The sequence below is a fragment of the Cytophaga hutchinsonii ATCC 33406 genome, from assembly GCF_000014145.1.
Taxonomy (GTDB): domain Bacteria; phylum Bacteroidota; class Bacteroidia; order Cytophagales; family Cytophagaceae; genus Cytophaga; species Cytophaga hutchinsonii.
Genome location: NC_008255.1, coordinates 1509592 through 1532197 on the forward strand (window position 1 = coordinate 1509592; position 22606 = coordinate 1532197).

Annotated in this window: 21 protein-coding genes; 6 read left to right on the forward strand and 15 right to left on the reverse strand. The window is 37.4% G+C overall.

Features of this window, described 5'->3' with window-relative positions; all coding sequences use genetic code 11:
- Positions 1–406 precede the first annotated feature (406 nt).
- The 9 genes from CHU_RS06310 to CHU_RS06355 all read right to left on the reverse strand — a co-directional run bounded on the left by CHU_RS06310 (position 407) and on the right by CHU_RS06355 (position 8498).
- The gene (locus CHU_RS06310; RefSeq protein ID WP_011584684.1) at positions 407–937 is read right to left on the reverse strand and encodes a dihydrofolate reductase family protein; all 531 of its coding nucleotides are present in this window, start codon (positions 935–937) and stop codon (positions 407–409) included.
- Positions 938–995: 58 nt separating this feature from the next.
- On the reverse strand, positions 996–1751 hold the full coding sequence (locus CHU_RS06315) for a helix-turn-helix domain-containing protein (RefSeq protein ID WP_011584685.1): 756 nt from the start codon (positions 1749–1751) through the stop codon (positions 996–998).
- Positions 1752–2318: 567 nt separating this feature from the next.
- On the reverse strand, positions 2319–3107 hold the full coding sequence (locus CHU_RS06320; protein WP_011584686.1) for an alpha/beta fold hydrolase: 789 nt from the start codon (positions 3105–3107) through the stop codon (positions 2319–2321).
- 209 nt (positions 3108–3316) lie between these two features.
- Positions 3317–4009 carry a hypothetical protein gene (locus CHU_RS06325; RefSeq protein ID WP_041932237.1) on the reverse strand — a complete coding sequence of 231 codons (693 nt, stop codon included), beginning with the start codon at positions 4007–4009 and terminating at the stop codon, positions 3317–3319.
- 109 nt (positions 4010–4118) lie between these two features.
- Positions 4119–4427 carry a hypothetical protein gene (locus tag CHU_RS06330; RefSeq protein WP_143144149.1) on the reverse strand — a complete coding sequence of 103 codons (309 nt, stop codon included), beginning with the start codon at positions 4425–4427 and terminating at the stop codon, positions 4119–4121.
- 446 nt (positions 4428–4873) lie between these two features.
- Positions 4874–5692: an aminotransferase class IV gene (locus CHU_RS06335; protein ID WP_011584689.1), complete on the reverse strand. Its 819-nt coding sequence runs from the start codon at positions 5690–5692 to the stop codon at positions 4874–4876.
- A gap of 69 nt (positions 5693–5761) precedes the next feature.
- On the reverse strand, positions 5762–6478 hold the full coding sequence (locus CHU_RS06340) for a hypothetical protein (RefSeq protein WP_011584690.1): 717 nt from the start codon (positions 6476–6478) through the stop codon (positions 5762–5764).
- Positions 6479–6515: 37 nt separating this feature from the next.
- On the reverse strand, positions 6516–7004 hold the full coding sequence (locus CHU_RS06345) for a hypothetical protein (protein ID WP_011584691.1): 489 nt from the start codon (positions 7002–7004) through the stop codon (positions 6516–6518).
- A gap of 585 nt (positions 7005–7589) precedes the next feature.
- A complete protein-coding gene (locus tag CHU_RS06355) occupies positions 7590–8498 on the reverse strand; it encodes a DMT family transporter (RefSeq protein ID WP_011584693.1) in 909 nt (302 codons plus the stop codon).
- Positions 8499–8562: 64 nt separating this feature from the next.
- Here CHU_RS06355 and CHU_RS06360 point away from each other — a divergent pair, with 64 nt between their 5' ends.
- On the forward strand, positions 8563–9570 hold the full coding sequence (locus tag CHU_RS06360) for an NAD(P)H-dependent glycerol-3-phosphate dehydrogenase (RefSeq protein WP_011584694.1): 1008 nt from the start codon (positions 8563–8565) through the stop codon (positions 9568–9570).
- A 47-nt stretch (positions 9571–9617) separates the two neighbouring features.
- On the opposite strand, the gene CHU_RS06365 is transcribed toward CHU_RS06360, so the two are convergent.
- Positions 9618–10274, reverse strand: coding sequence for a Maf-like protein (locus CHU_RS06365; protein ID WP_011584695.1), 657 nt, complete (start codon positions 10272–10274; stop codon positions 9618–9620).
- Positions 10274–11821, reverse strand: a complete 1548-nt coding sequence (locus CHU_RS06370) for a tetratricopeptide repeat protein (RefSeq protein WP_011584696.1) — start codon at positions 11819–11821, stop codon at positions 10274–10276. The genes CHU_RS06365 and CHU_RS06370 overlap by 1 nt, the downstream gene beginning before the upstream one ends.
- A 296-nt stretch (positions 11822–12117) precedes the next feature.
- On the opposite strand from CHU_RS06370, the gene CHU_RS06375 reads away from it, so the two are divergent.
- Together CHU_RS06375 and CHU_RS06380 are read left to right on the forward strand one after the other, a co-directional pair.
- Positions 12118–13362, forward strand: a complete 1245-nt coding sequence (locus tag CHU_RS06375; protein ID WP_011584697.1) for an aminotransferase class I/II-fold pyridoxal phosphate-dependent enzyme — start codon at positions 12118–12120, stop codon at positions 13360–13362.
- Between the two features lie 101 nt (positions 13363–13463).
- A complete protein-coding gene (locus CHU_RS06380) occupies positions 13464–13643 on the forward strand; it encodes a histone H1 (RefSeq protein ID WP_011584698.1) in 180 nt (59 codons plus the stop codon).
- An 88-nt stretch (positions 13644–13731) separates the two neighbouring features.
- Here the strand turns inward: CHU_RS06380 and dapA are convergent, their stop codons facing one another.
- The gene (gene dapA / locus CHU_RS06385; RefSeq protein ID WP_011584699.1) at positions 13732–14625 is read right to left on the reverse strand and encodes a 4-hydroxy-tetrahydrodipicolinate synthase; all 894 of its coding nucleotides are present in this window, start codon (positions 14623–14625) and stop codon (positions 13732–13734) included.
- Positions 14626–14716: 91 nt separating this feature from the next.
- The gene (ligA, locus tag CHU_RS06390; RefSeq protein ID WP_011584700.1) at positions 14717–16729 is read right to left on the reverse strand and encodes an NAD-dependent DNA ligase LigA; all 2013 of its coding nucleotides are present in this window, start codon (positions 16727–16729) and stop codon (positions 14717–14719) included.
- A gap of 100 nt (positions 16730–16829) precedes the next feature.
- On the opposite strand from ligA, the gene mtgA reads away from it, so the two are divergent.
- The gene (gene mtgA / locus CHU_RS06395; protein WP_041932238.1) at positions 16830–17528 is read left to right on the forward strand and encodes a monofunctional biosynthetic peptidoglycan transglycosylase; all 699 of its coding nucleotides are present in this window, start codon (positions 16830–16832) and stop codon (positions 17526–17528) included.
- Here the strand turns inward: mtgA and CHU_RS06400 are convergent.
- The gene (locus tag CHU_RS06400) at positions 17520–18818 is read right to left on the reverse strand and encodes a hypothetical protein (protein ID WP_011584702.1); all 1299 of its coding nucleotides are present in this window, start codon (positions 18816–18818) and stop codon (positions 17520–17522) included. The two genes, mtgA and CHU_RS06400, sit on opposite strands and share 9 nt — an antisense overlap.
- Positions 18819–18871: 53 nt before the next feature.
- On the opposite strand from CHU_RS06400, the gene CHU_RS06405 reads away from it, so the two are divergent.
- Positions 18872–20659 (forward strand): PAS domain-containing sensor histidine kinase, encoded by a 1788-nt coding sequence (locus tag CHU_RS06405; RefSeq protein ID WP_041932239.1) that lies wholly within the window; start codon positions 18872–18874, stop codon positions 20657–20659.
- Between the two features lie 3 nt (positions 20660–20662).
- Entirely contained in the window at positions 20663–21325 is a 663-nt protein-coding gene (locus tag CHU_RS06410; protein ID WP_011584704.1) for a response regulator, read from the forward strand.
- A gap of 35 nt (positions 21326–21360) precedes the next feature.
- On the opposite strand, the gene CHU_RS06415 is transcribed toward CHU_RS06410, so the two are convergent.
- The gene (locus CHU_RS06415) at positions 21361–22374 is read right to left on the reverse strand and encodes a DUF3089 domain-containing protein (RefSeq protein WP_011584705.1); all 1014 of its coding nucleotides are present in this window, start codon (positions 22372–22374) and stop codon (positions 21361–21363) included.
- Between the last annotated feature and the right edge of the window lie 232 nt (positions 22375–22606).

Below are 22606 nucleotides of genomic sequence, written 5' to 3' on the forward strand. Positions count from 1 at the left end.
TTGCTAAGAGATGACCAAGCCTTACAGGAGTAGCCGAAACTTTGTTTCGGCTCATAAATTAGTTATCGGATGAGCCGAAACAAAGTTTTGGCGGGTTAATTTACAGTACTACACTATCCATACAACGAACCTGGCATTGCGTGTAGCTATTGTTAGCGGTTCGTTATTTTATTGTGTTTAGATTTTATCTAAATGTAAATCACAATTTATTTCAACCTCATCAATTATTGCTCCGTGCTTTTTATAAAACTCTATTGCTTTACTATTCCAATTTGAAACTTGCCACTTTACTTTTTTACAGTTTTATATTCAATTGAAGAACTAACGTTAAACTTTGCAGTTTCGTCCCACTATTGCAAAACCCTTTTTAGCGGTTCGGGCTTTTTGTTCTGCGTTAATATTTTGCCTATTTGTCCGCACGTTTGTAATGAAGTTGAGTAAGCCCTTTTTCAAACTGTTTTGTTGAAATAAGTTCTAATATTTGTTCTGGTCTTCCGTCTTTGAATAGTTTTGTCCCGTTGCCAACTAATATTGGAATAACGGAAATAATAAATTCGTCAATAAGGTCATCTTTTAAAAGTTCGCTTACGATTTCTGCTCCACCGTCACAAAATATATTTTTTCCGTTTTCTGATTTGAGTTTGTTAACAAGTGATTTAAGATCGTCTGTATAAAACTTTATTGACCCAATACTTGGTCTTGGTGTCCGAGTAATGATATAAGCATCTTTGTCTGCGTGTGGAAAGTCAAAGCCCATAGAAATTACTTTGTCGTAAGTTTTGCGCCCAACAATAACAGCATCTACAGTTTTTACGAAGTCCGCATAGCCATAGTCTTGTCCTTCTTGTTCTACAATTGAAAGAAAACCAAGGTCGTCATTTGGCTTAGCAATATAGCCGTCTAAACTTGTTGCGATGTAAAGGATTACTTTTCTCATAAATATTTAGTTTTTCGGCAAAGTTCGTTACTTGAATAAACCGAAAATTGTATAAAATTTACCTTTTCATAATACTATTACGAAATTCTTTGGGTGTTAATCCAGTATGTTCTTTAAAAACCCTGATAAAGTGGGCTTGGTCATAGAAGCCTTGGTTATATGCTAATTCAGTAAGTTTAATTGTCGGGTTATTTTGTAGTAATGTGATTGTTTCACAAATACATTTTAGAGTATAGAACTTATGAGGACTTAATCCAATCATTTTATTGAATGATTCTATGATAGTTTTTTTTGAACGGTTCAATTTTTCTGATAGAGTAAATACGTTTTCTTGCTCAATTTCATTGACAATTTTTTGCATTACTTTGGTCATTTTACTTCTTTTGATTGACTTTAATAGGTTAAATTCCATCAAGTCGAAAAACTGTGATTCCGAAAATTCACTATTGTCTAATTCATTGCTTAAATCGCATAACCACTTGCTATATATTGTTTTATTAGCTAATTCCTTCGCATTTATGCCAAATGCTGCATAAAGTCCCCAAGGCTTAAAAATTACTCCAGCAGTAATATGTCTGCCACTACATTTTATGGGTAGTGATTTTGATTGAAGACCGCTAATCCAACTCCGTTGGCTAGTTACCTGTCCGATTGAGTTTTTTAATTCAAAATCGTCTCCAAGATTAAAGAACATTTCTTGATTTGTTGTCGGGTTAGCATAGTCAGCATATTCAAAATTGTCACTTTTGTTGAAATAAAAGCAAACTACAAATTCTTCCAAAAGTGATTTAGGTCTATATTCTGTTGAAATCATCCCTCTATGTTATTGTCATTTGAGCCTGACCGCTAAGGATTAACATACTATTGTAGCGGTATTTAAAGATAAGAACTTTAAAGAAACAGAGTAGAAAAATTGCTGCGGAAATTCATGTTTGCCATAAGAATTACGGAGGGATTTGGCGGAGTATGAAAAGAGCACAACTATTTCCTTACAAACGAACCGATATAAATTGTATATGTTGTGTTATAGGTATCTTTTATTGTTTCAATTTTATGTATGATGTATCAATAATCACTTTAAGTTTCTTTAAGATTTCATCATCCGTTCTTCTACCATAATGAATTTTGGTTGTCTGTATTTGTTGAACTTTAAAATTCTTATCATTGATTTTTATTCAAGAGCAATCGAACATATTTTCAAGCGTGTCGCCTTTTGTATATAATTCAATATAGATTATCTCTACCACAGTCAATAACAGATGTTGAAAATCAAGTCTTGTGCTGCCAATGCTTGCATCAATGTTAGATAGAATTACAAATGTTCAGCCTATGTTCGGCAGCCCCTAGAACCCCAATGCAATGTTAGCTGTAGTTGTTTTAATTAATGCTTGTCAAAAAACTCTTCAATTAGTTCGGCAACATATTTCATTGTCCACTCGCCGTTCGGCAATGACTCAATTGCACCTAAATAAGTTCCGTGTCCGCCTGGCAAGATTGCCAATTCGCAATTTGGAAGTATCCGATACATCTCAACTGCGTGTTCTATACTGCCAACATCGTTATTGCCATTAATTATTAATGTTTTAGCTGTAATGGATTTCATTTGTTCGTCTGTCCAACCCTTGAAATCTTTCATCTTTTGAACGTCTTTTTTGAACATATTTAAAAGTCCCTTTTCGTCATCGTTGGCTTTTAAATAACCTTCTTGCAAAACCTTCGGCATCATTTCAAGTGTAGCAGAGTCAAACCCATCCCAAAACTCTGGAACAACAGCATCTCTTTTGTAAAATGCTGAAGCTAGTAAGATTTTGTCAACAATCTTTTTGTGTCGTAATGCAATTTCAATTGTTGTATGTCCGCCATTGCTAAAGCCTAAAAAGTCTGCTTTTGTTATTTGTAAATTTTCCAAAAGTTTAGCGACGTCATCTGCGTCTTGTTCAAATGTCAAGTCTGTTTCCCTGTCACCAGTGTGTCCGTGAGCTTGCAATTCCATTACAATAATTTGTCTGCTTTTTAAAAGTAATGGAAGTATATTGCCAAATGATGTTTTAATAGTTGAGCCACCGCCGTGAATTAAAACAAGTGGTTTACCTTCTCCGTGAATTTCGTAATACATCTTTAGTCCATTCACTTCGGAATACCCGCTTTTGAAATTTGTATTTTCTGTCATAGCTATTTTGTCAAAGTTTGTAGGGTGTCATTTTAGAATTACCGCTAACCGTGTTACTGCTAATTGGTACAAATGTTAATGCTTATAGTTTCCGCACTATAACTGAAAGCATGCCTTAATTTACAAATTATTCATGCGGTTGTGACGCAATGAAGTGTCCTAACAAACAAACTTACACTAATTACTAGCTATTATTATGGTGTCGTTTATTATTCTTGCAGCTGTTGCAATAATTTATATAGGTCTTTGTAAGGAGCTGTATTTTCATTTTCCCATTCTTTTTTATTTTGAATTCGCTTTTTTACAGCTTCAATACTTTCAGGTTTATTCTTTTTTAACAACTCCGGGATTAGATATAAAGTTGGAGAATCTGTTGGTGAGTAATACATCCAAATATTTAGTAATAACTCATAGTCTGAAGGTTCGGTAATAATTGTTAAGTTCTCCAGACTTGATGTCATTAAGTATTTATTGCCTTTTGAATCTGTAGATTCGTTGTATTCAATATAATTATCAAAAATAGTTTTAATTGAATTTATTGGATGAATATTCGCATTTCCCCATAAAGTATCAACAAATTTTATATCTCCGATTTCATAAGCCCAATCTGTTTCTTCTTTAATCAGATTAGTACTATTGGTTCGAAATTCCCTTTTACTTCCGTCTTTAAAATAAATGGTTATAAAATAAACAGGAATAAATTTATACGGGCCTTTAAGTTTTCCATTTGTCCATTTTTGCGCAAAATATTCCCCTTGGTCTTTGGTAAGCCTTTTCCTATTAGAGAGAATTGTATCTGACTGAATTTTAGAACTGCACATATCAATAAAATCAATCTTGTCTGCTTGAATTGGTTTTTGATTAGGGAAGTGTTTTTTATTCGTTTGTCCAAAAGAAGACAAATGAATAAAAAGGGGAAATATCAATAAATATGTTAAATGTTTCAATTGATCTCAATTTTAAACACACCATAACGATTGCCAATCTGCTGTTGGTTGCAATACTATTTTGTCATCTCGTTTTATAGGTCCGTAATAATTCTTCTATTTCACTCGGTCCTTTGTCAAGCCACGAAATATTTATTCTCTTTTTAGTGTCTGCAGTCTCTATTGTCAAATAATAAGTACTGCTATCTTCTTCCTTTTCAATTTTCCAGTCAATAATTTGAAGCCAAAGAAATGAAACAGGCTTTCCTTTTTCGTTTATTTCGATTTCTGATTTTCTAAACGTTAAAACGGGTTCATTTTTAACGAATTTCTTTGTCGGAATATAAATAGAATACAGCAATGAAGCAGTCAAGAAAACATAAACAATCTTCATTGTGTTATTATTGTCATACGTGCCAGAAAAATAAATATAATAAATCATGCCATTAATGCTGCTGTCAGCACAGCAAGCATAGGGATTAAGGTCTTTTTGTTTTGTCTTATTTCTATTGTCTCCATTCTTACATTAATATTGTCTTTTTGGTGTGTGGTTGTCAAAGTATTGCAACCAACTAGTAAATACACGCACCTACTTGCATGTATATTTCATATGTTGGGATAAGATACTGAGAGATTTTTAGATCGACAAGTCGTTCAACGGACTCTTAATCTGATTGATATGTTTCGTATTTACACACGTATAGACCTCTGTAGTTTTTGAACTCGAATGACCAGGCAATTGCTGAATGCACGACAAATCTGTACCAGCTTCCAGTTAATGCCCGTTTAAAAAAAAGAGTTTTCTGTATTTGTAAATTTGTACCCGGGAACAGGCAATTCTTATGTCAAGTGCTTTTTAAGCTTATCAAACAATTCGTGTTCTGTTCTGAATTTTACTTTTTCTATTTGTGCAAAAGGAGTAAGACCCGCAACATTTCCTGCGAATACGATATCAGACTTCTCTAATTCGGTGATGTTGTAAAATCCGGTTTTGAATTCAATATTAGTTACAGCACAATACTGCTGAATTTGCTTGCGCATAACGCCGTCAATGCAGCCTGTTTCAATTCCCGGCGTATAGATTGTATTGTTTTTGATCCAGAACAGATTTGCCTGAAGGCATTCGCTTACATTGCCGTCAATATCTGTAATGATAATGTCGTTTGCTTTACGGCGCTTCATTTCAAGTCCTGCCAGTACATACCTGCCCGAACTCAGCAATTTATACATAGAGCCTTTATAGTAGTGATTACGCACATCGTCCGAAAAGACTACATATTCTTTGCTTATCTGATTGGAGGCGATGTGTTCTTTTACCAAAACCGTTAGAATACCATTCGTAGATTCAGGCGCATACAAACCACCCCAGTTTCTATGCACCATTAATTTGATGCGAACGTCAGCTCCGTATCCGTTCTTCTTAATGAGTTCATGAATGATGTTTTCCAATTCCGTTTCGTTGGAGCAGATCTCATTGGTAAGTTCCATGCAGGCCATCGATTTTTGCAGCCTGGAGAAGTGATCTGAAAAATATCGAATGCTGTTATTTTTATAAAGCATTGTTTCAAAGACACCATCTCCGTATTGGAAGGCTCTATTGTCTATAGTAAAGAGCGCTTCTGAATCCGGTATAAATTGTCCGTTTGAATATATAATCATAGGTATACAATTAATGCTATAAAGATACACGCAATTTTATGCAAGTGAAAGACTGTTCGTTAAGATTGTTTAACGGCATGTATTTGTTTTTTTGCTTTTAGTCCGGATGAGAAACAATGTAATTCCATAAAGAATCACCGCTTCACCTGTCCAGAAGACCCACCAGTTGTATGCCTGAGGAATATAGTTTGTCATATCCGTTAATAATGCTTCTTTGCTTGAAAGTATCCAGATATCCGATCCGTTATGTGCCTGTATATAATCCCATAAAAATGATCCTATGATAATGATACAGCCGGTGATTTGGAGTATACATTCTTCAGGCCTGAATGTTACCGAATCGTTTTTTTCCTGAGCATAGAAGATGGCGGCCGTGAGTAAAATCATGGTTAGAGAAACGATGCATGGTGCCAGTACCGGACCTACCCAGGGAATAGGAATTAAAAACAGGATATCCCATGTAAATAAAGATGCAGGCCAGTCTAATAATAGTTTCAGGAAAACGTAATAGAAGATATCCCAGATAGCGAAGGCGTAAATGAAAAATGCAAAACGCTGCATCCTGTTTTTTCCGGACAGAATTCCGATGCCTGCGAGCATAATAACAGTTGCTGCTTCCCGCAGGAATTCCGTAATCGCTACGGTAGGTGTAATAGGAGCTAAGGGAAATTTAAAACCCGCGGGGTAATACAGTTCACGAAGGTAAACAACTACTGCTGTTTCCATAAAACCCATGGCAATGCTGAATGCGGTAAGCCAGAAGAGAGTTTTTGTAAGGTGATTCATTTGAATTATGAATTATGATCCGCCGCGGCGGAATGAATTATGAATTATGTTTTTCTATTAACCGGATTCTTTTATAACAATAGAAGAGCGGTATAAAACCAAAGAAGCCAAACGAACAATCGATCAGTTGCCAGAAAAAGGGAATACCTCTGAACGAGCCGGCAATAAATGTCAGCGGGAATACCATGGCGCAGGCAATCATTCCGAATTGAATCACCCAGATATTTTTTACCGGATCTTTTACCGGTCCAATAAACGCAACTGCAATTACCAGGTGTGCAAAAGCAAGCCAGTCGGTGCCATAACTTAAATACGGATAGTTTTTATTTGTATCTGCTACTGCTTCATATATAGTTGTGAGCCAGTGCTGACAAGGGGAGGGAAGAATAAACCTAAACCTCATAAGCAGGCTTAGTTCTGTTTCGATCGGGAAAGCGGTTACACCACTTAAGACCAGTAGTACAATAAATCCACAAAGTACGATACGTATTTTACGGAGTATGATTTTTTGTTTTGTGAGTAACATGAGTAGTAGTGTTAAAGGCTTCTCAGCCGAAGTTAAAATTCCATGGTGTATTAAATATTAAGCAGATGATAGCGATTGGCAAAAGAAACAATGTTATGTTAAGAAGTATGAACAGTGCATATAAGTAAGCCTTCGGCAGTTTTATCGTTAAAAATATATAGATGCAAGTGCTCAGTAAAAGTGGCTGAGCCATGAGGTTTAAGGCTGCAGCACAGATCCATAGTTCAAAGCCGGCATTAAAGCCGTAACACACAAGAACAGGAATGAAGTAAAGTGTACTGAGTAATAATAAACTACTTATAAGCATTCGTATCAGTGCCGTTGTATCCGAAGAATTTGCTTTCTGTTGTGTATGTACTGCAGGTATATTCATATATTTTAATAGTAAAGAACTTTGAATTACAAAGTTTATAAGTATTTAAATTCAATAAATTGGGAATGGTTAATTGTAATAATATAAAGAACTTTGTATTTCAAAGTAAATGCAAAATTTAACAAACAGCAAATTTTTACTGATTTATTTTACAGAAACGATCAATCAGTGTTAATACAGAATGGGAAAGATTAGAGTTAAAACTAAGCGGTTCAGGAGTCTTTTTTACCTACGATCCACACACCGGTTATGATAAAAGCGGTTCCGATTCCCTGACGGAGGGTAAATGGTTCTTTGAGAATAATATTGGCCAGTGCAATTGTAAAAACGGGACCTAACGTAGCTATGATGGACGATTTTTCGGTGCCGATTAATTTGATGGATTGCGCCAGAGTTAACGATGGGATAACGGTAGCAATAATTGCCATGGCAAAACCGACCCATAAAATTTCAGAAGATGTATGTGTTAAGTCGGGGATACCGTTTACTAACCCCTGGTGGATCATAACAGACAGCGTAGAAACGAGCATGGCATACGCAGTATACCGTTGTGCACCGATTACCGGTATTAACCGTCCGCTGCCTACAATATAAAAGGCATACGTTAACGCGCAGGCAAAAACCAATATGCTGCCTTTGATCAGATTTTCTGTTGTTGATTCGGTATTCCCTAAATAAATAAAAAAGATGCCGATATAGGTAAGCACCAATGCCAGGTAATCTTTGCGTTGCAGCTTGCTTCCAAACAGCAACGTGTTTAATACTACGATTAAGGTTGGATAAATAAACAGGATCAGGCGTTCAAGCGATGCGCTGATGTAGGAGAGGCCCATGAAATCAAACAGGCTGGAAATATAATAGCCGATGAAACCAAGCAGTACAATCCAGATCCATTGTATACGCGTAATTTTCATGTCTGCATTTTTTGAATAAATAACAGCAAGAATAATGTATAAGGGCAAGGAGAAAAACAGTCGAAGAAATAAAATAAACACAGTATCAGCCCCATACATATAGGCAATCTTTACCATGATGGCTTTGGTTGAAAAACATGCTGCACTGCAAACGCCTAAAAATACACCTAAATATTGTTTTTGAATTGAATTTGGTATTGCAGTCATTAATAGGTTTACGTTTAATGATGTATATTTACATAATCTTTAAACAAACATAATACGAATACTGATGCAGAAAAAGGTAGACGCAACAAAAATTGCAGTAATAGGTGGAGGAAGTTGGGCAACCGCACTTGTTAAAATACTTTCAGAACAGAATGTTCGCATCAATTGGTGGTTAAAGAATAAAAAAGATGTTGATTATATTTTACAGCATGGCAAGAACCCCAATTATTTAAGCAATGTCCCGATTGATACAAAAAAAGTTACTCCGACTACAAATGTCAGAAAAGCATTAGAAGGTGCCTCGGTTGTAATTTTTGTTGTGCCCGCAGCTTTTATAGGTGAGGTACTGGAAACAATTCCGGCAGCAGACTTAAAAGATAAAATTGTGGTGTCTGCTATCAAAGGTATGATACCTTCTGAAAATATACTGGTTACAGACCTGTTACAGAAAACACACGCGGTACCTTCTCAGAAGATCTGTATCATCGCGGGGCCTTGCCACGCCGAAGAAGTAGCCTTAGAGAAACGTTCTTATTTATCCATTGCCGGTGAAGATTTTACTGCCGCATCCGTAGTAGCCGATCTGCTTCAGTGCGGTTTTGTTAAAGCAACCGTTGTTGAAGATCTGTATGGCGTAGAATATTGTGCCGTAATGAAAAATGTTGTGGCCATTGCCTGCGGTATTGCAAGAGGATTAAACTACGGAGACAATTTTCAGGCAGTTTTAGTATCTAATGCCATGTTAGAGATCGAATTGTTTGTAGATGCATTAAGTAAAAAGGAGCGGAACTGGAATGCTTCTGCTTACCTGGGAGATTTACTGGTTACCTGTTATTCACCATATAGTCGCAACCGTACCTTAGGAAACATGGTTGGCAGAGGATACTCGGTTAAAGCCGCACAGGTAGAAATGAATATGATTGCAGAAGGGTATTATGCCGTTAAATGTGTGTATGAACTGAATAAAAAGCTGCATGTACAGATGCCGATTACAAAGGCTGTATATAATATTCTATATGAAAAAATTTCACCTTCAGTAGAATTGAGAATTCTTGAAGATTCTATGTGCTAAAATATGTTGGTTCCGCCGCGGCAATACATTGTTACGCGGAACCAATATCAGATGCCGAAGTATAAATATTTATTAGGTTCTTCCGGTCTGTTAGAATTTATTTGGTTCAGTTCCAGTTCAGGATTGAACATTTTTTCGAGTTCGTCTATTAATTTTGAAACAGGTAATCCCATTACGTTATAAAAATCTCCCTGTATTTTTTTTATTCCAACCATTCCCAGCCATTCCTGAATACCGTATGCACCCGCTTTATCAAACGGTTTGTGGTTTTCAATGTAGTAATTGATATAAGTTTCTGAAAGCGGCTTAAAAAACACTTCAGTAATGTCGTAGAATGAACGTTCTTTTTCGCCATAACAGATGGTTACACCTGTTATTACTTCATGCATGTTGTTGGAAAGTTTGCGCAGCATGTCTTTTGCTTCTTCCGCAGAACCTGGTTTATTGAACACATCTCTGCGTTGTACAACAATCGTATCCGCTGCAATAATGAGACTGTCAGGGAAGTCTGCTTTTACAGCGTGTGCTTTGATTTTAGACAGGTATAGAGGGATTTCAGAACGTTGTAAATAGACGGGGTAGTTTTCTTCAACGTTTTTAGTATGGATGCGGAAATTAATTCCCGCATCCTCTAATAATTGTTTTCTTCTCGGAGAGCCGGAAGCTAAAATTATGTCCGTGTTGTGTAGGTGGTTGATGAACACTATTTCTTACAAATATCTTTTTGTAAAACAATAGATTCCTGATCGCCAAGTGCAACAGCTTTTGCTAAGTCTGCGCAGGCACCTTCTTTATCTTTGATTTCACTTTTTAATACCGCTCTGTATCTGTACGCTTCAGGATTGTTTTCATTGAGTGTGATCGCTTTATTGAAATCATCCATTGCTTCTTTATCTTTTTTGATGTTCATATTAAAGAAACCACGATTTGCGTAGGCTGCAGATTCATTCGGGAATTTTTTAACAATTTCATCGTATTCTTTAATGGCAGCTGTTTTATCACCCATCATGTATAAGGTATTTGCTTTTTGAAAATACGCTTCTTCATATTGAGGTTTTAATGAAATACATTTATTGTAATCTTTTATAGCACCTTCGTAGTCGCCTTCTTCACGTTTGCAGTATGCTCTGTTGAAATAGGCAGGATGATCGTTTGGATCAAGCTGTATGGCTTTATTAAAATCTTTTATTGCATCACTGAAATTATCTAAATAGCTTTTTGAAAAGCCTCTGTAAAAGTAAGCGTATGTAAAGTTCGGATACAGAACAATTGCCTTGTTGTAATCTGCAATAGCTTCTACGTGCTTGCCAAATTCAGCTTTGGATTGTCCTCTGCCAAAATATGCCTGGAAATTATCCGGCTGCAATGCAATCACTTTTGAATAATCGGTGATTGATTCTTCGTAACGGCTTAATAAAAATAATTCGTGTGCACGGTTTTGATATGCTTCAGCATAAGAAGAATCGTATTTGATTGCCGTTGTAAAATCTGCAATTGCCTCATCTCTAAAACCTTCTTTGCTTTTAGACATACCTCTCTTTGAGAATGCTGCTGTGTACTTCGGTTTTATATCAATTGCTTTGTCAAAATTTGTGATTGCTGCAGGATAATCACCAAGTTCCATTTTGCATAAACCCATATAATAATACGCTTCATATCCGTTTGGATCGGCTACAGCAGCAGCTTTAAATTTATCATATGCGCCAATAAAATTTCCTTTTTTGAATAACTCTAAACCTTCATTGAAAGTACCGTGCGTATCAATATTTGAAAATACAGTATATTCAAATTCAATGTAGTCATTGTTATTGCCGCCAGTTGCTTTTGATTTTCCATCATCTTCAATGTGTGTGATTTTAATCCATGCAAAACTCTTGGATTCTCTGATTTTAGCGATGTAGACATCACCTACCTTAACCTCATCAATGCTGGATGTATATTTTCCTGCATTAAAAGCAGATTCTAGTGATTCGTAAGATAATTTGGGTAATGTTTTGTCGACTTTTAAAAAATGAGAAGAATTATAGGATTTGAATGTTTTTTTGAAAACAGGCAAATCAATTGAATCGGTAATGTTTACTAAATCTTTATGATCAGCTTTTGATGTGATAAACAAAGCTTTATGTTCTAATAAATCCCATGATGCTGCTCCCGGGCCCTGCATATTAAATATTTTTCCTTTATTGGATGTTTGGGCAGAAACAGAAAAAACAAGTGTTAATAAAGCTGAAAATAGTAATGAATGTTTCATATTAATAAATATCCTCTTTAGAGTAAAAAGCTTTTATTCTTCGAATTTTAAAACAATGTATTGATTTTTTTTTAGAAAAACCTTGTTTGTGGATGAATTCTCAATTTTGTTATACGTATTCTTTAAAAAAATCCCTTTGCTGAAAAAATAATTTGTGATTTAAATCCGTGTTACGTTGCCGTAGATTTTATCTACATTCCTTTAAAATACGGGTAAAATTTATTAGATTTGGAAGTTTAACAGGTGTAAAACCACCTTATATAATTAAGTTAGTTTAACTATAAAATTGTACTACTTTGGATCTGTTTGAGAAATTACAGCACGACAGAGGGCCCTTAGGGAAGCACTCAAATATCGCTCACGGTTATTTTGCATTTCCTAAATTGGAAGGCGATATCGCTCCTCATATGAAATTTAGAGGGAAAGATGTATTAAACTGGAGTTTGAATAACTATATAGGGTTAGCAAATCATCCGGAAGTGCGTAAAGCTGATACAGACGGAACTTCTCAATATGGTTTAGCTTACCCAATGGGTGCGCGTATGATGTCAGGTAACTCTAATTTGATTGAAGAGTTCGAATCACAGCTTGCAAACTTCATGGGTAAAGAAGATGCAATGGTATTGAATTTCGGATACCAAGGTATCATGTCTATCATTGATGCGTTACTGGATCGTCATGATATCGTTATTTACGATTCTGAATCACATGCATGTATCATAGACGGTATGCGTATGCACATCGGAAAGCGTTTGGTTTTCCCGCACAACGATATCGATAACTTAAAAACACAGTTAGAGCGTGCCAATAAAATGATTGACCCTGCTAAAGGTTCAATTCTAGTAATTACTGAAGGCGTATTCGGTATGGCAGGTGATATGGGTAAATTGAAGGAAATTGTTGAATTGAAAAAACACTATTCGTTCCGTTTACTGATAGATGATGCACATGGTTTTGGTACTATGGGTAAAACGGGTGCAGGTGCAGCGGAAGAGCAGGGGGTACAGGATGAAGTGGATATTTACTTCTCTACGTTTGCTAAATCTATGGCGAGTGTAGGTGCATTTGTAGCTTCAAAAGAAAACATTATTGAGTATTTAAGATATAATACACGTTCTCAGATTTTCGCAAAAACATTGCCGATGGCATTGGTTGTCGGAAATATGAAACGTCTGGAATTGCTTCGTACACAACCTCAGTTAAGAGATAATCTTTGGAATGTGGTTCGTGCCTTACAATCAGGCTTAAAAGAAAAAGGGTTTAATATTGGTAATACACAATCACCGGTAACACCTGTATATTTGAGCGGAACGGAATCAGAAGCAGCTCAAATGATCATTGATTTAAGAGAGAATTACGGTATATTCTGTTCGATAGTAATATATCCGGTTGTTCCTAAGGGAGTTATGATGCTTCGTTTAATCCCGACAGCTGAGCATACCCTGGCAGACGTAACAAGAACGATCAATGCTTTTGCTGAAATCGCTGAAAAATTGAAACAAGGCGTTTATAGCAAAAGTTTAACAAACATTTCTATCTAAAAGAAAAATCGAAATATATTGCCAATGTATTGCGCATTCGCAATATATTTCGTATTTTCAATTATTAAACGATTAGTTAAAACTCAAAATTTTTGGATACAATGAACAGATTTGAACAACTTAAAGACCTTATTGCTTCTTTAGAAGCAGACTTTGTTAAGTTTTATGACAAACAAAATAGTGCTGCTGGTACTAGAGTAAGAAAAGGAATGCAAGATTTGAAAAATATTGCACAAGACATCAGAAAAGAAGTTCAGGATGCTAAAAATTCTGCAGAATAATCTAGTCTGACTGTTTTGAAAAACATAAAAAAAGTCTTCCAGCAATTCGCTGGAAGACTTTTTTTATGTTTAGCCTTTCTATATGCTATTAATGATTTGCGTATTCGCGTGTAATTTTTACGTGCGCCTGTTCAATTTTATGAATTAATTCACCGGATGCTTTTACCAAGGGTAAACGTACTTCGCTCGAACAGATACCCATAAGTTCCAATAAGCTTTTAACGCCCACCGGATTGCCTTCTTCGTACATCAACGGGTTCATCTCCGTGAATCGGGCAAGGATTTGCGTTGCCTGCTGAAAACGGGACTGTATGGCTGCTTTAATCATTTCTGAAAATTTAGCAGGGTACGTATTGGAAAGAACCGAAATAGCTCCTACAGCACCTAGAGAAATGGTTGGTACGGCTAACAGATCGTCGCCTGAAATAACCAAAAACTCATTTGGCGTATTTTTAATGATTTCAAGTGCCTGAACTAAATCGCCGCTTGCTTCTTTAATGCCAAATATGTTTTTAACCTCACTTAAACGGATAGACGTTTTAGCAGATATATTAATACCGGTTCTTCCCGGAACGTTGTATGCTAACACCGGAACCGGACATTTTTCGGCAATGGCTTTGTAATGCTGAAAAACGCCTTCCTGAGAAGGTTTGTTGTAGTACGGGCAAACAGAAAGTAATGCATCTACGCCTTTAAAATCAGCCGAACCGATGCGTTGAATCACTTCAGCCGTGTCATTGCCGCCAATGCCATACATTACAGGCACACGACCATTATTTACGTCCAGAGCAACTTCAAGCAGCTTTGCTTTTTCTTCTTTTGAAGTAGTTGCAGATTCAGCTGTAGTACCATTTACAACTATATAATCAACACCCGAAGAGATGTTAAATTCAATTAAGTTTTTGAACGCGTCGTAATCTACCGAATGGTCTTTTTTAAACGGAGTAATAAGAGCTGTTCCTGTACCGTAAAACGTGTGCACGATTGTAGTTATTTTATAATATGCAAAATTGGCAAATTATCAGAACATTAAGAAAATACAGGCAGGGTATTTTTCTATTTGTGTAAAAGAATCATGAATTTAAGAGTGAAATAAATTCTGCCTCTGAAAGAATAGTTATGTTTAGTTTCTGCGCTTTTTCTAATTTGGCAGGTCCCATATTCTCTCCGGCTACCAGATAGTTGAGTTTACCCGTAATTCCTGAACTGATTTTACCCCCATTTTTTAAGATGAGATCTTTCAATTCATCCCGTTCATAGTTTTCAAATACGCCTGAAATGACAAAACTTTTGCCGGCAAATTTATCCGACTCCGGTTTCAGAATTTCATGTTCGCTTAATTCCAGTTTTACACCTGCTTTTTTCAGGTCTTCTATTAGTTGAACATTTGTATCAACAGAGAACCATTCAATAATGCTCTGCGCTATTTTAATTCCTATTTCAGGCGCCTGCAGTAATTCTTCTATACTGGCTTTCTCCAATGCGTTAATGCTCTTAAAATGCAGCGCCAGCTTCTCCGCTACGGTTGAACCTACATAACGTATACCAATGGCAAACAACACGCTTTTAAAAGGTGTTTGTTTGGATGCTTCTATGCCATTCAATACATTGGTTACAGACTTTTCTCCAAATCGGTCTAATTGAATGAGTTGATCGTATGTTAATGTATACAGATCTGCAACATTGCGGATCAGCTTCTTTTGGTACAGCAGTTCAATGGTTTCTGAACCGATACCATCAATGTTCATTGCTTTGCGCTGAATAAAATGTTCGATCTTGCCCGTGATCTGTGGCGCGCAGCCTTTGTCATTCGGACAATACCAGGCAGCTTCGCCTTCAATACGGATCAGTTTGGTATCGCACACGGGGCAGTTCTGAATAAACGGAATCATTTGGCTTCCTGCAATCCGTTTTGAAACATCCACACGGGTAATCTTCGGGATGATTTCTCCGCCTTTTTCAACAAAAACCGTATCACCTATGTGTAAATTCAAACGCTCCATTTCGTTGGCATTATGCAGTGTAGCACGTTTCACCGTTGTTCCTGCCAGATGCACCGGCGCCAGATTGGCAACAGGTGTTACGGCTCCGGTACGGCCCACCTGATATTCAACCGACAGGATGGGAGTGGAAGCTTCTTCTGCTTTGAATTTATAAGCAATGGCCCAACGCGGACTTTTAGCCGTCATGCCCAGCTCTGATTGCAGCCGCAGATCATTCACCTTGATCACAATACCATCCGTTGCCAGCGGAAGTTTAAAACGTTCCTCGCTCCAGTGATTGATATACTGTATAATTTCATCTACGTTTTTACAGACTTTGTACGAATCCGATACTCTGAATCCCCATTCTTTTAATTGTGCCAGCGCAGCAGCATGCGTTGGCTGTTTATTCGAATCCTGCAGGAGTGAATAGATAAAACAATCCAGTGCCCGTTTGGCAACAATACCCGAATCCTGCATTTTAACCGTACCGCTTGCTGCATTGCGCGGATTGGCCAATGCCGCTTCTCCAATGTCTTCACGTTCCTGATTGATACGTTCAAACATTTCATACGGCAGATATACTTCGCCCCGTACTTCAAATTCTTCCGGAAACGTTGCCGATTGAATTTTTAACGGAATACTTTTAATGGTTTTAATGTTATTGGTAACATCGTCGCCGCGCACACCATCCCCGCGGGTAACGGCCTGCGCAATCATACCGTTCTTATAGGTGATGCTTATGGCAACCCCATCAAATTTCATTTCACACACATATTCTACTGCATGGCCAACAGCTTTTTGTACACGCTCATCAAACTCCCGGATCTCCTCTTCCGAATAGGTGTTGGAAAGTGAAAGCATCGGGTATTTATGACTGATGGAAGCAAATTCTTTGGTAACGGTTCCGCCGACACGCTGCGAAGGGGAATCAGCTTTCAGATACAGCGGAAATTGCTTTTCAAGTTCAATTAATTCCTGTAATAATGTGTCGAATTCAAAATCTGAAATTTCTGTCGTGTCTTTCTGATAATATAGATTGTTGTGGTAATGAAGGACTTTGTTTAATTCTTCAATACGTGCCAATGCCTGCGCGTCATTCATGATAAAATAATTTTCATCAATTTACTTATTTTATATCAAACCAAACAATTGAAATTGTGTAGATTTGTACATAGAAATTATATTTAGTTGTAAACAGTTGATGAAAAAAGCCAAAATAATATTGCTTACATGTTGTATCTATTTTTTTGTTTACACCTTTCAGATCGTACTTGTATTTAAATTTGTCAATCCGGTTGTAACACCTTTAATGATCGTACGTGTAGCAGAAGGTGTTTTCTCAAAAGAGTATGTGGGTATCCGTAAAACATGGAAACCGATAAAAGAAATTTCTCCCAACATGGTTTGCGCAGTTATTGCTTCAGAAGACCATCATTTTCTCGAACACAATGGTTTTGACTGGGAAGCTATCCGGGCTGCCCGAGCATATAATGAACGCCATAAAAATGGCATTAAACGCGGCGCATCCACCATCAGTCAGCAAACAGCTAAAAACGTATTTTTATTTCCTTCCAGATCATGGATCCGTAAAGGATTTGAAGCATATTTTACTTTTCTGATAGAATTATTATGGTCGAAAGAACGGATCATGGAAATGTATCTGAATGAAATTGAAATGGGTAAGGGAATCTATGGTATTGAAGCCGCTGCGCAAAAATATTACCACATACCGGCTAAAAAATTATCACAGCAGCAAGCCGCTTCTATTGCCGCAATCCTGCCGCTTCCATTAAAAAGAAATCCGTTAAAGCCCGGCAAAAATACTGCATCCCGCGTGCTCTGGATCCGAAGCCAGATGTCATCTGTAGAAAAACCTACATGGATCTTAAAATCAAAGTAAACCTTTATTAAAGTGCGCTAACACATTTCCGGAACGTAACAGTTCTTCAACTTTTCGGGGAATCACATTTTTCTTTTCGAATCCAAAGCCGGTAAGCGCCATGCTTACATAATAAATGATCTGATAAAACGCTTCATTCTCTTCGCCGTTAAGGGCCGCAAGTCCTAATGCGGCCGTTGTTTCAGCATCGGTTGTTTTTGCGGGTAATTGATTGTGTGTTTCTGGAAGAAAGTCTGATGGGGAAATCTGCTGATCCAGAATGGTATTATTGGTAACAGTAACCTGAATCGTTTCTCTGTTTAGCGGCGGGCAGGAAGAACCTTCCATTCCTTTGATAACAAGCGCTGCCGCTATTTTCTGCTGTGCCTTTAATTGTTCTGCAACCTCGGTGCGGTAATGCGCATGCGTGAAGCCCGTTAGTAAATGGTTGCCGTTTATGGCCTGAACAGGCTGCATCATTTTTTCAAACGTTGCTAAAAAAGGACGTTTAACCATTTCTTTGCGCACTGTTTTTAACCGGTACAATGCAGGCGTAAAATCTGCCTGCCCCACATACGCCCAGCCAATTTCAGGGTCATGAAGTTTATCTGTTGCGTTGATTGGATTCTTATATTGGTATCCGCATGCTTTTAAAACACTATTGCTTGATACGCCAAACTTTGGAGCAACTTCATCGGTGCCGTGTACCAGGCACGGATAACCGCAGGCAGCGATCGCGGCAGCAAAAAACGGTGCCAGATTATGATGGCGCGTAAACCCGTCGTAATTATCGCAGATGTCAATCAATACAGGCACATTTGTTTGTACACGCGTAGTTGCATGCCAAAGTACATCAAAGAAGGCTTTATTCTCATCAAAGCTTTCACGTTTCAAACGCTGTGCTTCAAGGAAAGCACCTTTTTGAAAGTCCGGAACAGACGGGTCTTTTAATAACAATGTCATAGCGTTGAAAGCCTCGTCATAGCTAAGGTCCATACCGCTGAGGGTTTTACAAAGGTATTTTTCCATGGGTGTCTGAGCCTCTGTATGTGTTACCATGAAATGCAGCGCAGCGGGCAATTGATCTGCATACGTAGGTAAAAAATGCTTCAGCCAGGTAGCTTCGGCTTCAGAAGGAGGAAGCATCAGTAAAGCCGTTAATAAGGTTGCACGGGTAGTAAGGCTATAGCTATTGTCTGTAAATAAAACCTGTACTTCTGCAAGTTCATCTGCTTTAAGGCTTTTACTTCCTTCCGGACCGATTCCTTTTTTCTTTAAAAGCTCTTCTAAACGATTTAATACTGCAGCCATGGTACTTATTTTTATTTGCTGTAAAAATACGTATTTTTACCTAAATACAAATCATGATTCAGCGTAATACAAAAGATATAGAGGTACAGGAACGTTCTTCAGGAAGGTTGACAAAGCTTTATATCGGTGCCTTATCGGCCGTTGCGCTACTTACCTTTATCGGTCAGTTTCTGATTCAGCAGTCGATACAAAATCAGTTGAGTGATTCGTATGTGGTTAATATGGCTGGGCGTCAGCGCTATTCAAGTCAGGAGATTTGTAAAATGTGTTTGCTGATCCGTGATGATCTGCCACACAAACAATATTCCGATATGGGTAAAGAACTTACAACTCTTCTAACGGGCTGGAAAGAGCGGCAGTTAGGTTTGTTGCATGGAGATACCGCATTAAAGCTGCCCTCTACGGAAAGTCTAGCCATACAGAAAATGTTCAAACAAACAGAACCGTATTTCAGTCAGGTTTATGAGAATGCAAGTATCATAGCCAATGAATCGCAAAACGTGCGTAAAGATTCTCTGGTTGTAGAAACGGCATTGAAAAAAGTAATCGATTCAGAAAAAAAATTTTTGAATCACATGAATGAAATTGTCTATCAATATGATGCTGAGGCGCGGGCAAAAGTATTGTTCTTAAAAAACATTGAATTCATACTTTTTGTTGTAACCATATTGATTCTGATTGCGGAAGGTCTGTTTATTTTCAAACCTGTATCCAGAAAAATTAAAGAGACAATCTCTGAGCTGATTGATGCGGAATCTAAATCAACTGCATTAACACATAAGATCAAGATTGCAAACAATTCGCTGAGTAAGTCTTTAAAAGATATAAAAGGAATTAATTATGCGCTTGAGTTGGCAACCATTATGATCCGGACAGATCGCTATGGTGTCATTACCTATGCAAACGAGAAATTTTGTGAGATATTGAAATATGATAAAGAGGAATTGATCGGTCAGCGTTTTGATATCTTAAACAGTCATTATCACGCGCAGCGTTTTTTTGATATCATGTGGGAAACCATATCTACAGGCAATGTATGGAACGATGAGATACGCAACAAAGCAAAAGACGGAAGTTATGTCTGGCTGGACACTACCATCATTCCGGTACTGAATGATGAGCATGTACCCAATCAATATATAGCGATCTATACCGATCTATCGGAAAAATTCAGACAAAGTGTAACAGAACATAAAATCCGTACAACGTCTGTTTTAGAAGGGCAGGAGCATGAGCGCAGAAAGATTGCGCGGGAACTGCATGATGGTTTAGGACAAATGCTGACTGCCTTGAAGTTTAATATACAAGGCATGAAAACACCTTCCACAAAAAAAGAACAGGCGCACGTTGAGGGTATTAAACAGCTCATTCAGGAAACCATACTTGAAGTTAGGAGAATATCGTTTGATCTGATGCCAAGTGTATTAAATGATTTTGGATTAGCTGCAGCATTGCAGCATTTAAGTGAACGTTTCACCATTTCCGGAACAAAGCAGATAAGCATTGAATATGTAGGGGTAAAGGATATCGGACGGTTCGGTAAGAATGTTGAAATCAATACATACCGCATTGTACAGGAAGCATTAAACAATGCGATCAAATATGCGGAAGCAACTAAAATAACCCTGGATCTGCAATTCGATTCGAACCGGATTCAGTTTTCAATACAGGATAATGGTAAAGGTTTTACACCGCATGATAAAAAGAAAGCAGATGGCAGCGGACGGGGAATGACCAATATCAGAGAAAGAGTTAGTTTATTAAATGGAAATCTTATATTTAATAGTATAATTGAGGAAGGGACTACCATAACCGTAGAAATTCCTGCCGTAATCGTTTAGTGTATGAAGAAAATTAATATTTTACTGGTAGATGATCATACCATTGTTCGCGATGGAATTAAAGCAACATTAAAAGATCAGAAAAATTTTCATATCGTTGGTGAAGCCGCAAATGGATTAGATGGCATTGAAGCGGTTAAACAACTAAAACCGGATGTTGTGATCATGGATATCACCATGCCGGAGATGAGCGGTATTGAGGCAGCAGATGTAATCTCTAAAAAATATCCGGATTCTAAAGTGTTGATTTTATCTATGCATGATAACGAAACATATATTTTAAAATCTGTTGAAGCAGGTGCATACGGATATTTATTAAAAGACGTTGATAAGGACGAATTTATAAAAGCCATTACAGCTGTTTACAACGGAGATAAATATTTTAACACCGCTATTTCGAGTGTACTGGTATCCGGCTATCTGAGTAAAGTAAAACAGACAGATTCAATTCAATCCGGGTATTCAAACGATGAATATGAATTGACCAAACGTGAAAAAGGCATTTTGAAAATGATCACCGATGGGAAAAATAACAGAGAAATTGCAGATGGTTTAGGCATCAGTATCCGTACGATTGAAACACACCGTGCTAATATTATGAAAAAGCTAAAAGTAAAAAATGCCGTTGAACTTGTGCGTATTGCAATTGATGAAAAAATAGTATAGTCTAACGCCTGCAACAGCGTTAGACTGTTTTTATATTAGTTGCTTGTGTGTGCAGAATATTTTTTGAAATAAGAATCTGTCCGTGCCTTGGCATTATTCCGGATCGAAAGATAAAATAAACTATAATCACATAAGTGGTAGCTTTTACCCAACCGGATATATCCCTTTTTGATTGGCTTTTGTACCCATAATATTCCATTGTTTATTTTTGCACCGCACAGAGCCTGGTCGATGCGGTTTAGTTTCAACGGTGCGCCGCCCGGGTTTAAGGAGGCCGGCACCAACGTTGTATCTGATTTCCAGCTCAGCGGGTTCGTACATGTTCCTCCGGAAAAATAGTCAGACGGTTTTAATCGGGTACCATATTTAAACGTGTTCCAGGAAACATACCCATTAACTTGTGTTTCTGTCTGGGCCTGTTTAATGCTTTTGAATGTTGTGTCAGACACGGGCATACCAATTAAATAAGCCGCTACTAATTGTTTCTGAATCTCTTTACCATCTATTTCTTCTTTTAATAAACGGATCAGGTGATTGGAGCCCTGGCTGTGACCTGCCAAAATAAAGGGTCTGCCGTTATTCCAATGTGCCATGTAATAATCAAATGCTCTTTTAACATCTGAGTAAGCAAGGTCTAATGCCAGCGGGCCGCTCTTTTTATTAAAAAAAGATTTGAGAATAGCTTGCCTGTATAAAGGCGCATATACTTTGCCAATGTTATTATACACGCTCGCCTGAGATTCGGTAATCGTACCAACCCGCCCGATGATACGCGGATTAGATATTTTGGCGTTCCACTTTGTGCCGATGATATACGCTGTCGGGTATACATAAAAAACATCAACCGCTGCACTGTCTTGCCGGTCAGGTGTAGGACAGCCCTGCGGAATGCAGTCGGCGGCATCAAATCTCCAGGGAAGTGCTACCCAGTTGTATTCATCCGAATAATCCGGTACCGCCGGATGTTTCGCGTGTGAAAAGGTACGGCTGGGTAAACAGCTCTGAAAACAGAAAATAAGTAAAATAAAAACAATATAAGGTAAATGCATGGGGCGATTCATGACAATTAAGGTACTTAAAATTCTGCTCAACCCACAGCAAAGGAGAATAAAAGCAGGTTTTAGTCTTTACATATTTTATTAATTATCTGAAAAACAGTGTTTCGTATTTTTTTTTGTCTGGATCTTAATCAATTCATTTAATTGATTTTGCTGGAGTTAATATTTACGTAAAAATAAATACGTATTAGTACGTATAATTACGTATTGTTTAATATATTTG

Bases quoted from the DNA above. Each gene is read 5' to 3' on its own strand.
- CHU_RS06310 (WP_011584684.1), bottom strand. From the start codon at position 937: ATGAGAAAAGTAATCCTTTACATCGCAACAAGTTTAGACGGCTATATT.
- CHU_RS06315 (WP_011584685.1), bottom strand. From the start codon at position 1,751: ATGATTTCAACAGAATATAGACCTAAATCACTTTTGGAAGAATTTGTA.
- CHU_RS06320 (WP_011584686.1), bottom strand. From the start codon at position 3,107: ATGACAGAAAATACAAATTTCAAAAGCGGGTATTCCGAAGTGAATGGA.
- CHU_RS06330 (WP_143144149.1), bottom strand. From the start codon at position 4,427: ATGAAGATTGTTTATGTTTTCTTGACTGCTTCATTGCTGTATTCTATT.
- CHU_RS06335 (WP_011584689.1), bottom strand. From the start codon at position 5,692: ATGATTATATATTCAAACGGACAATTTATACCGGATTCAGAAGCGCTC.
- CHU_RS06340 (WP_011584690.1), bottom strand. From the start codon at position 6,478: ATGAATCACCTTACAAAAACTCTCTTCTGGCTTACCGCATTCAGCATT.
- CHU_RS06345 (WP_011584691.1), bottom strand. From the start codon at position 7,004: ATGTTACTCACAAAACAAAAAATCATACTCCGTAAAATACGTATCGTA.
- CHU_RS06355 (WP_011584693.1), bottom strand. From the start codon at position 8,498: ATGACTGCAATACCAAATTCAATTCAAAAACAATATTTAGGTGTATTT.
- CHU_RS06360 (WP_011584694.1), top strand. From the start codon at position 8,563: ATGCAGAAAAAGGTAGACGCAACAAAAATTGCAGTAATAGGTGGAGGA.
- CHU_RS06370 (WP_011584696.1), bottom strand. From the start codon at position 11,821: ATGAAACATTCATTACTATTTTCAGCTTTATTAACACTTGTTTTTTCT.
- CHU_RS06380 (WP_011584698.1), top strand. From the start codon at position 13,464: ATGAACAGATTTGAACAACTTAAAGACCTTATTGCTTCTTTAGAAGCA.
- ligA (WP_011584700.1), bottom strand. From the start codon at position 16,729: ATGAATGACGCGCAGGCATTGGCACGTATTGAAGAATTAAACAAAGTC.
- mtgA (WP_041932238.1), top strand. From the start codon at position 16,830: ATGAAAAAAGCCAAAATAATATTGCTTACATGTTGTATCTATTTTTTT.
- CHU_RS06400 (WP_011584702.1), bottom strand. From the start codon at position 18,818: ATGGCTGCAGTATTAAATCGTTTAGAAGAGCTTTTAAAGAAAAAAGGA.
- CHU_RS06405 (WP_041932239.1), top strand. From the start codon at position 18,872: ATGATTCAGCGTAATACAAAAGATATAGAGGTACAGGAACGTTCTTCA.
- CHU_RS06410 (WP_011584704.1), top strand. From the start codon at position 20,663: ATGAAGAAAATTAATATTTTACTGGTAGATGATCATACCATTGTTCGC.
- CHU_RS06415 (WP_011584705.1), bottom strand. From the start codon at position 22,374: ATGCATTTACCTTATATTGTTTTTATTTTACTTATTTTCTGTTTTCAG.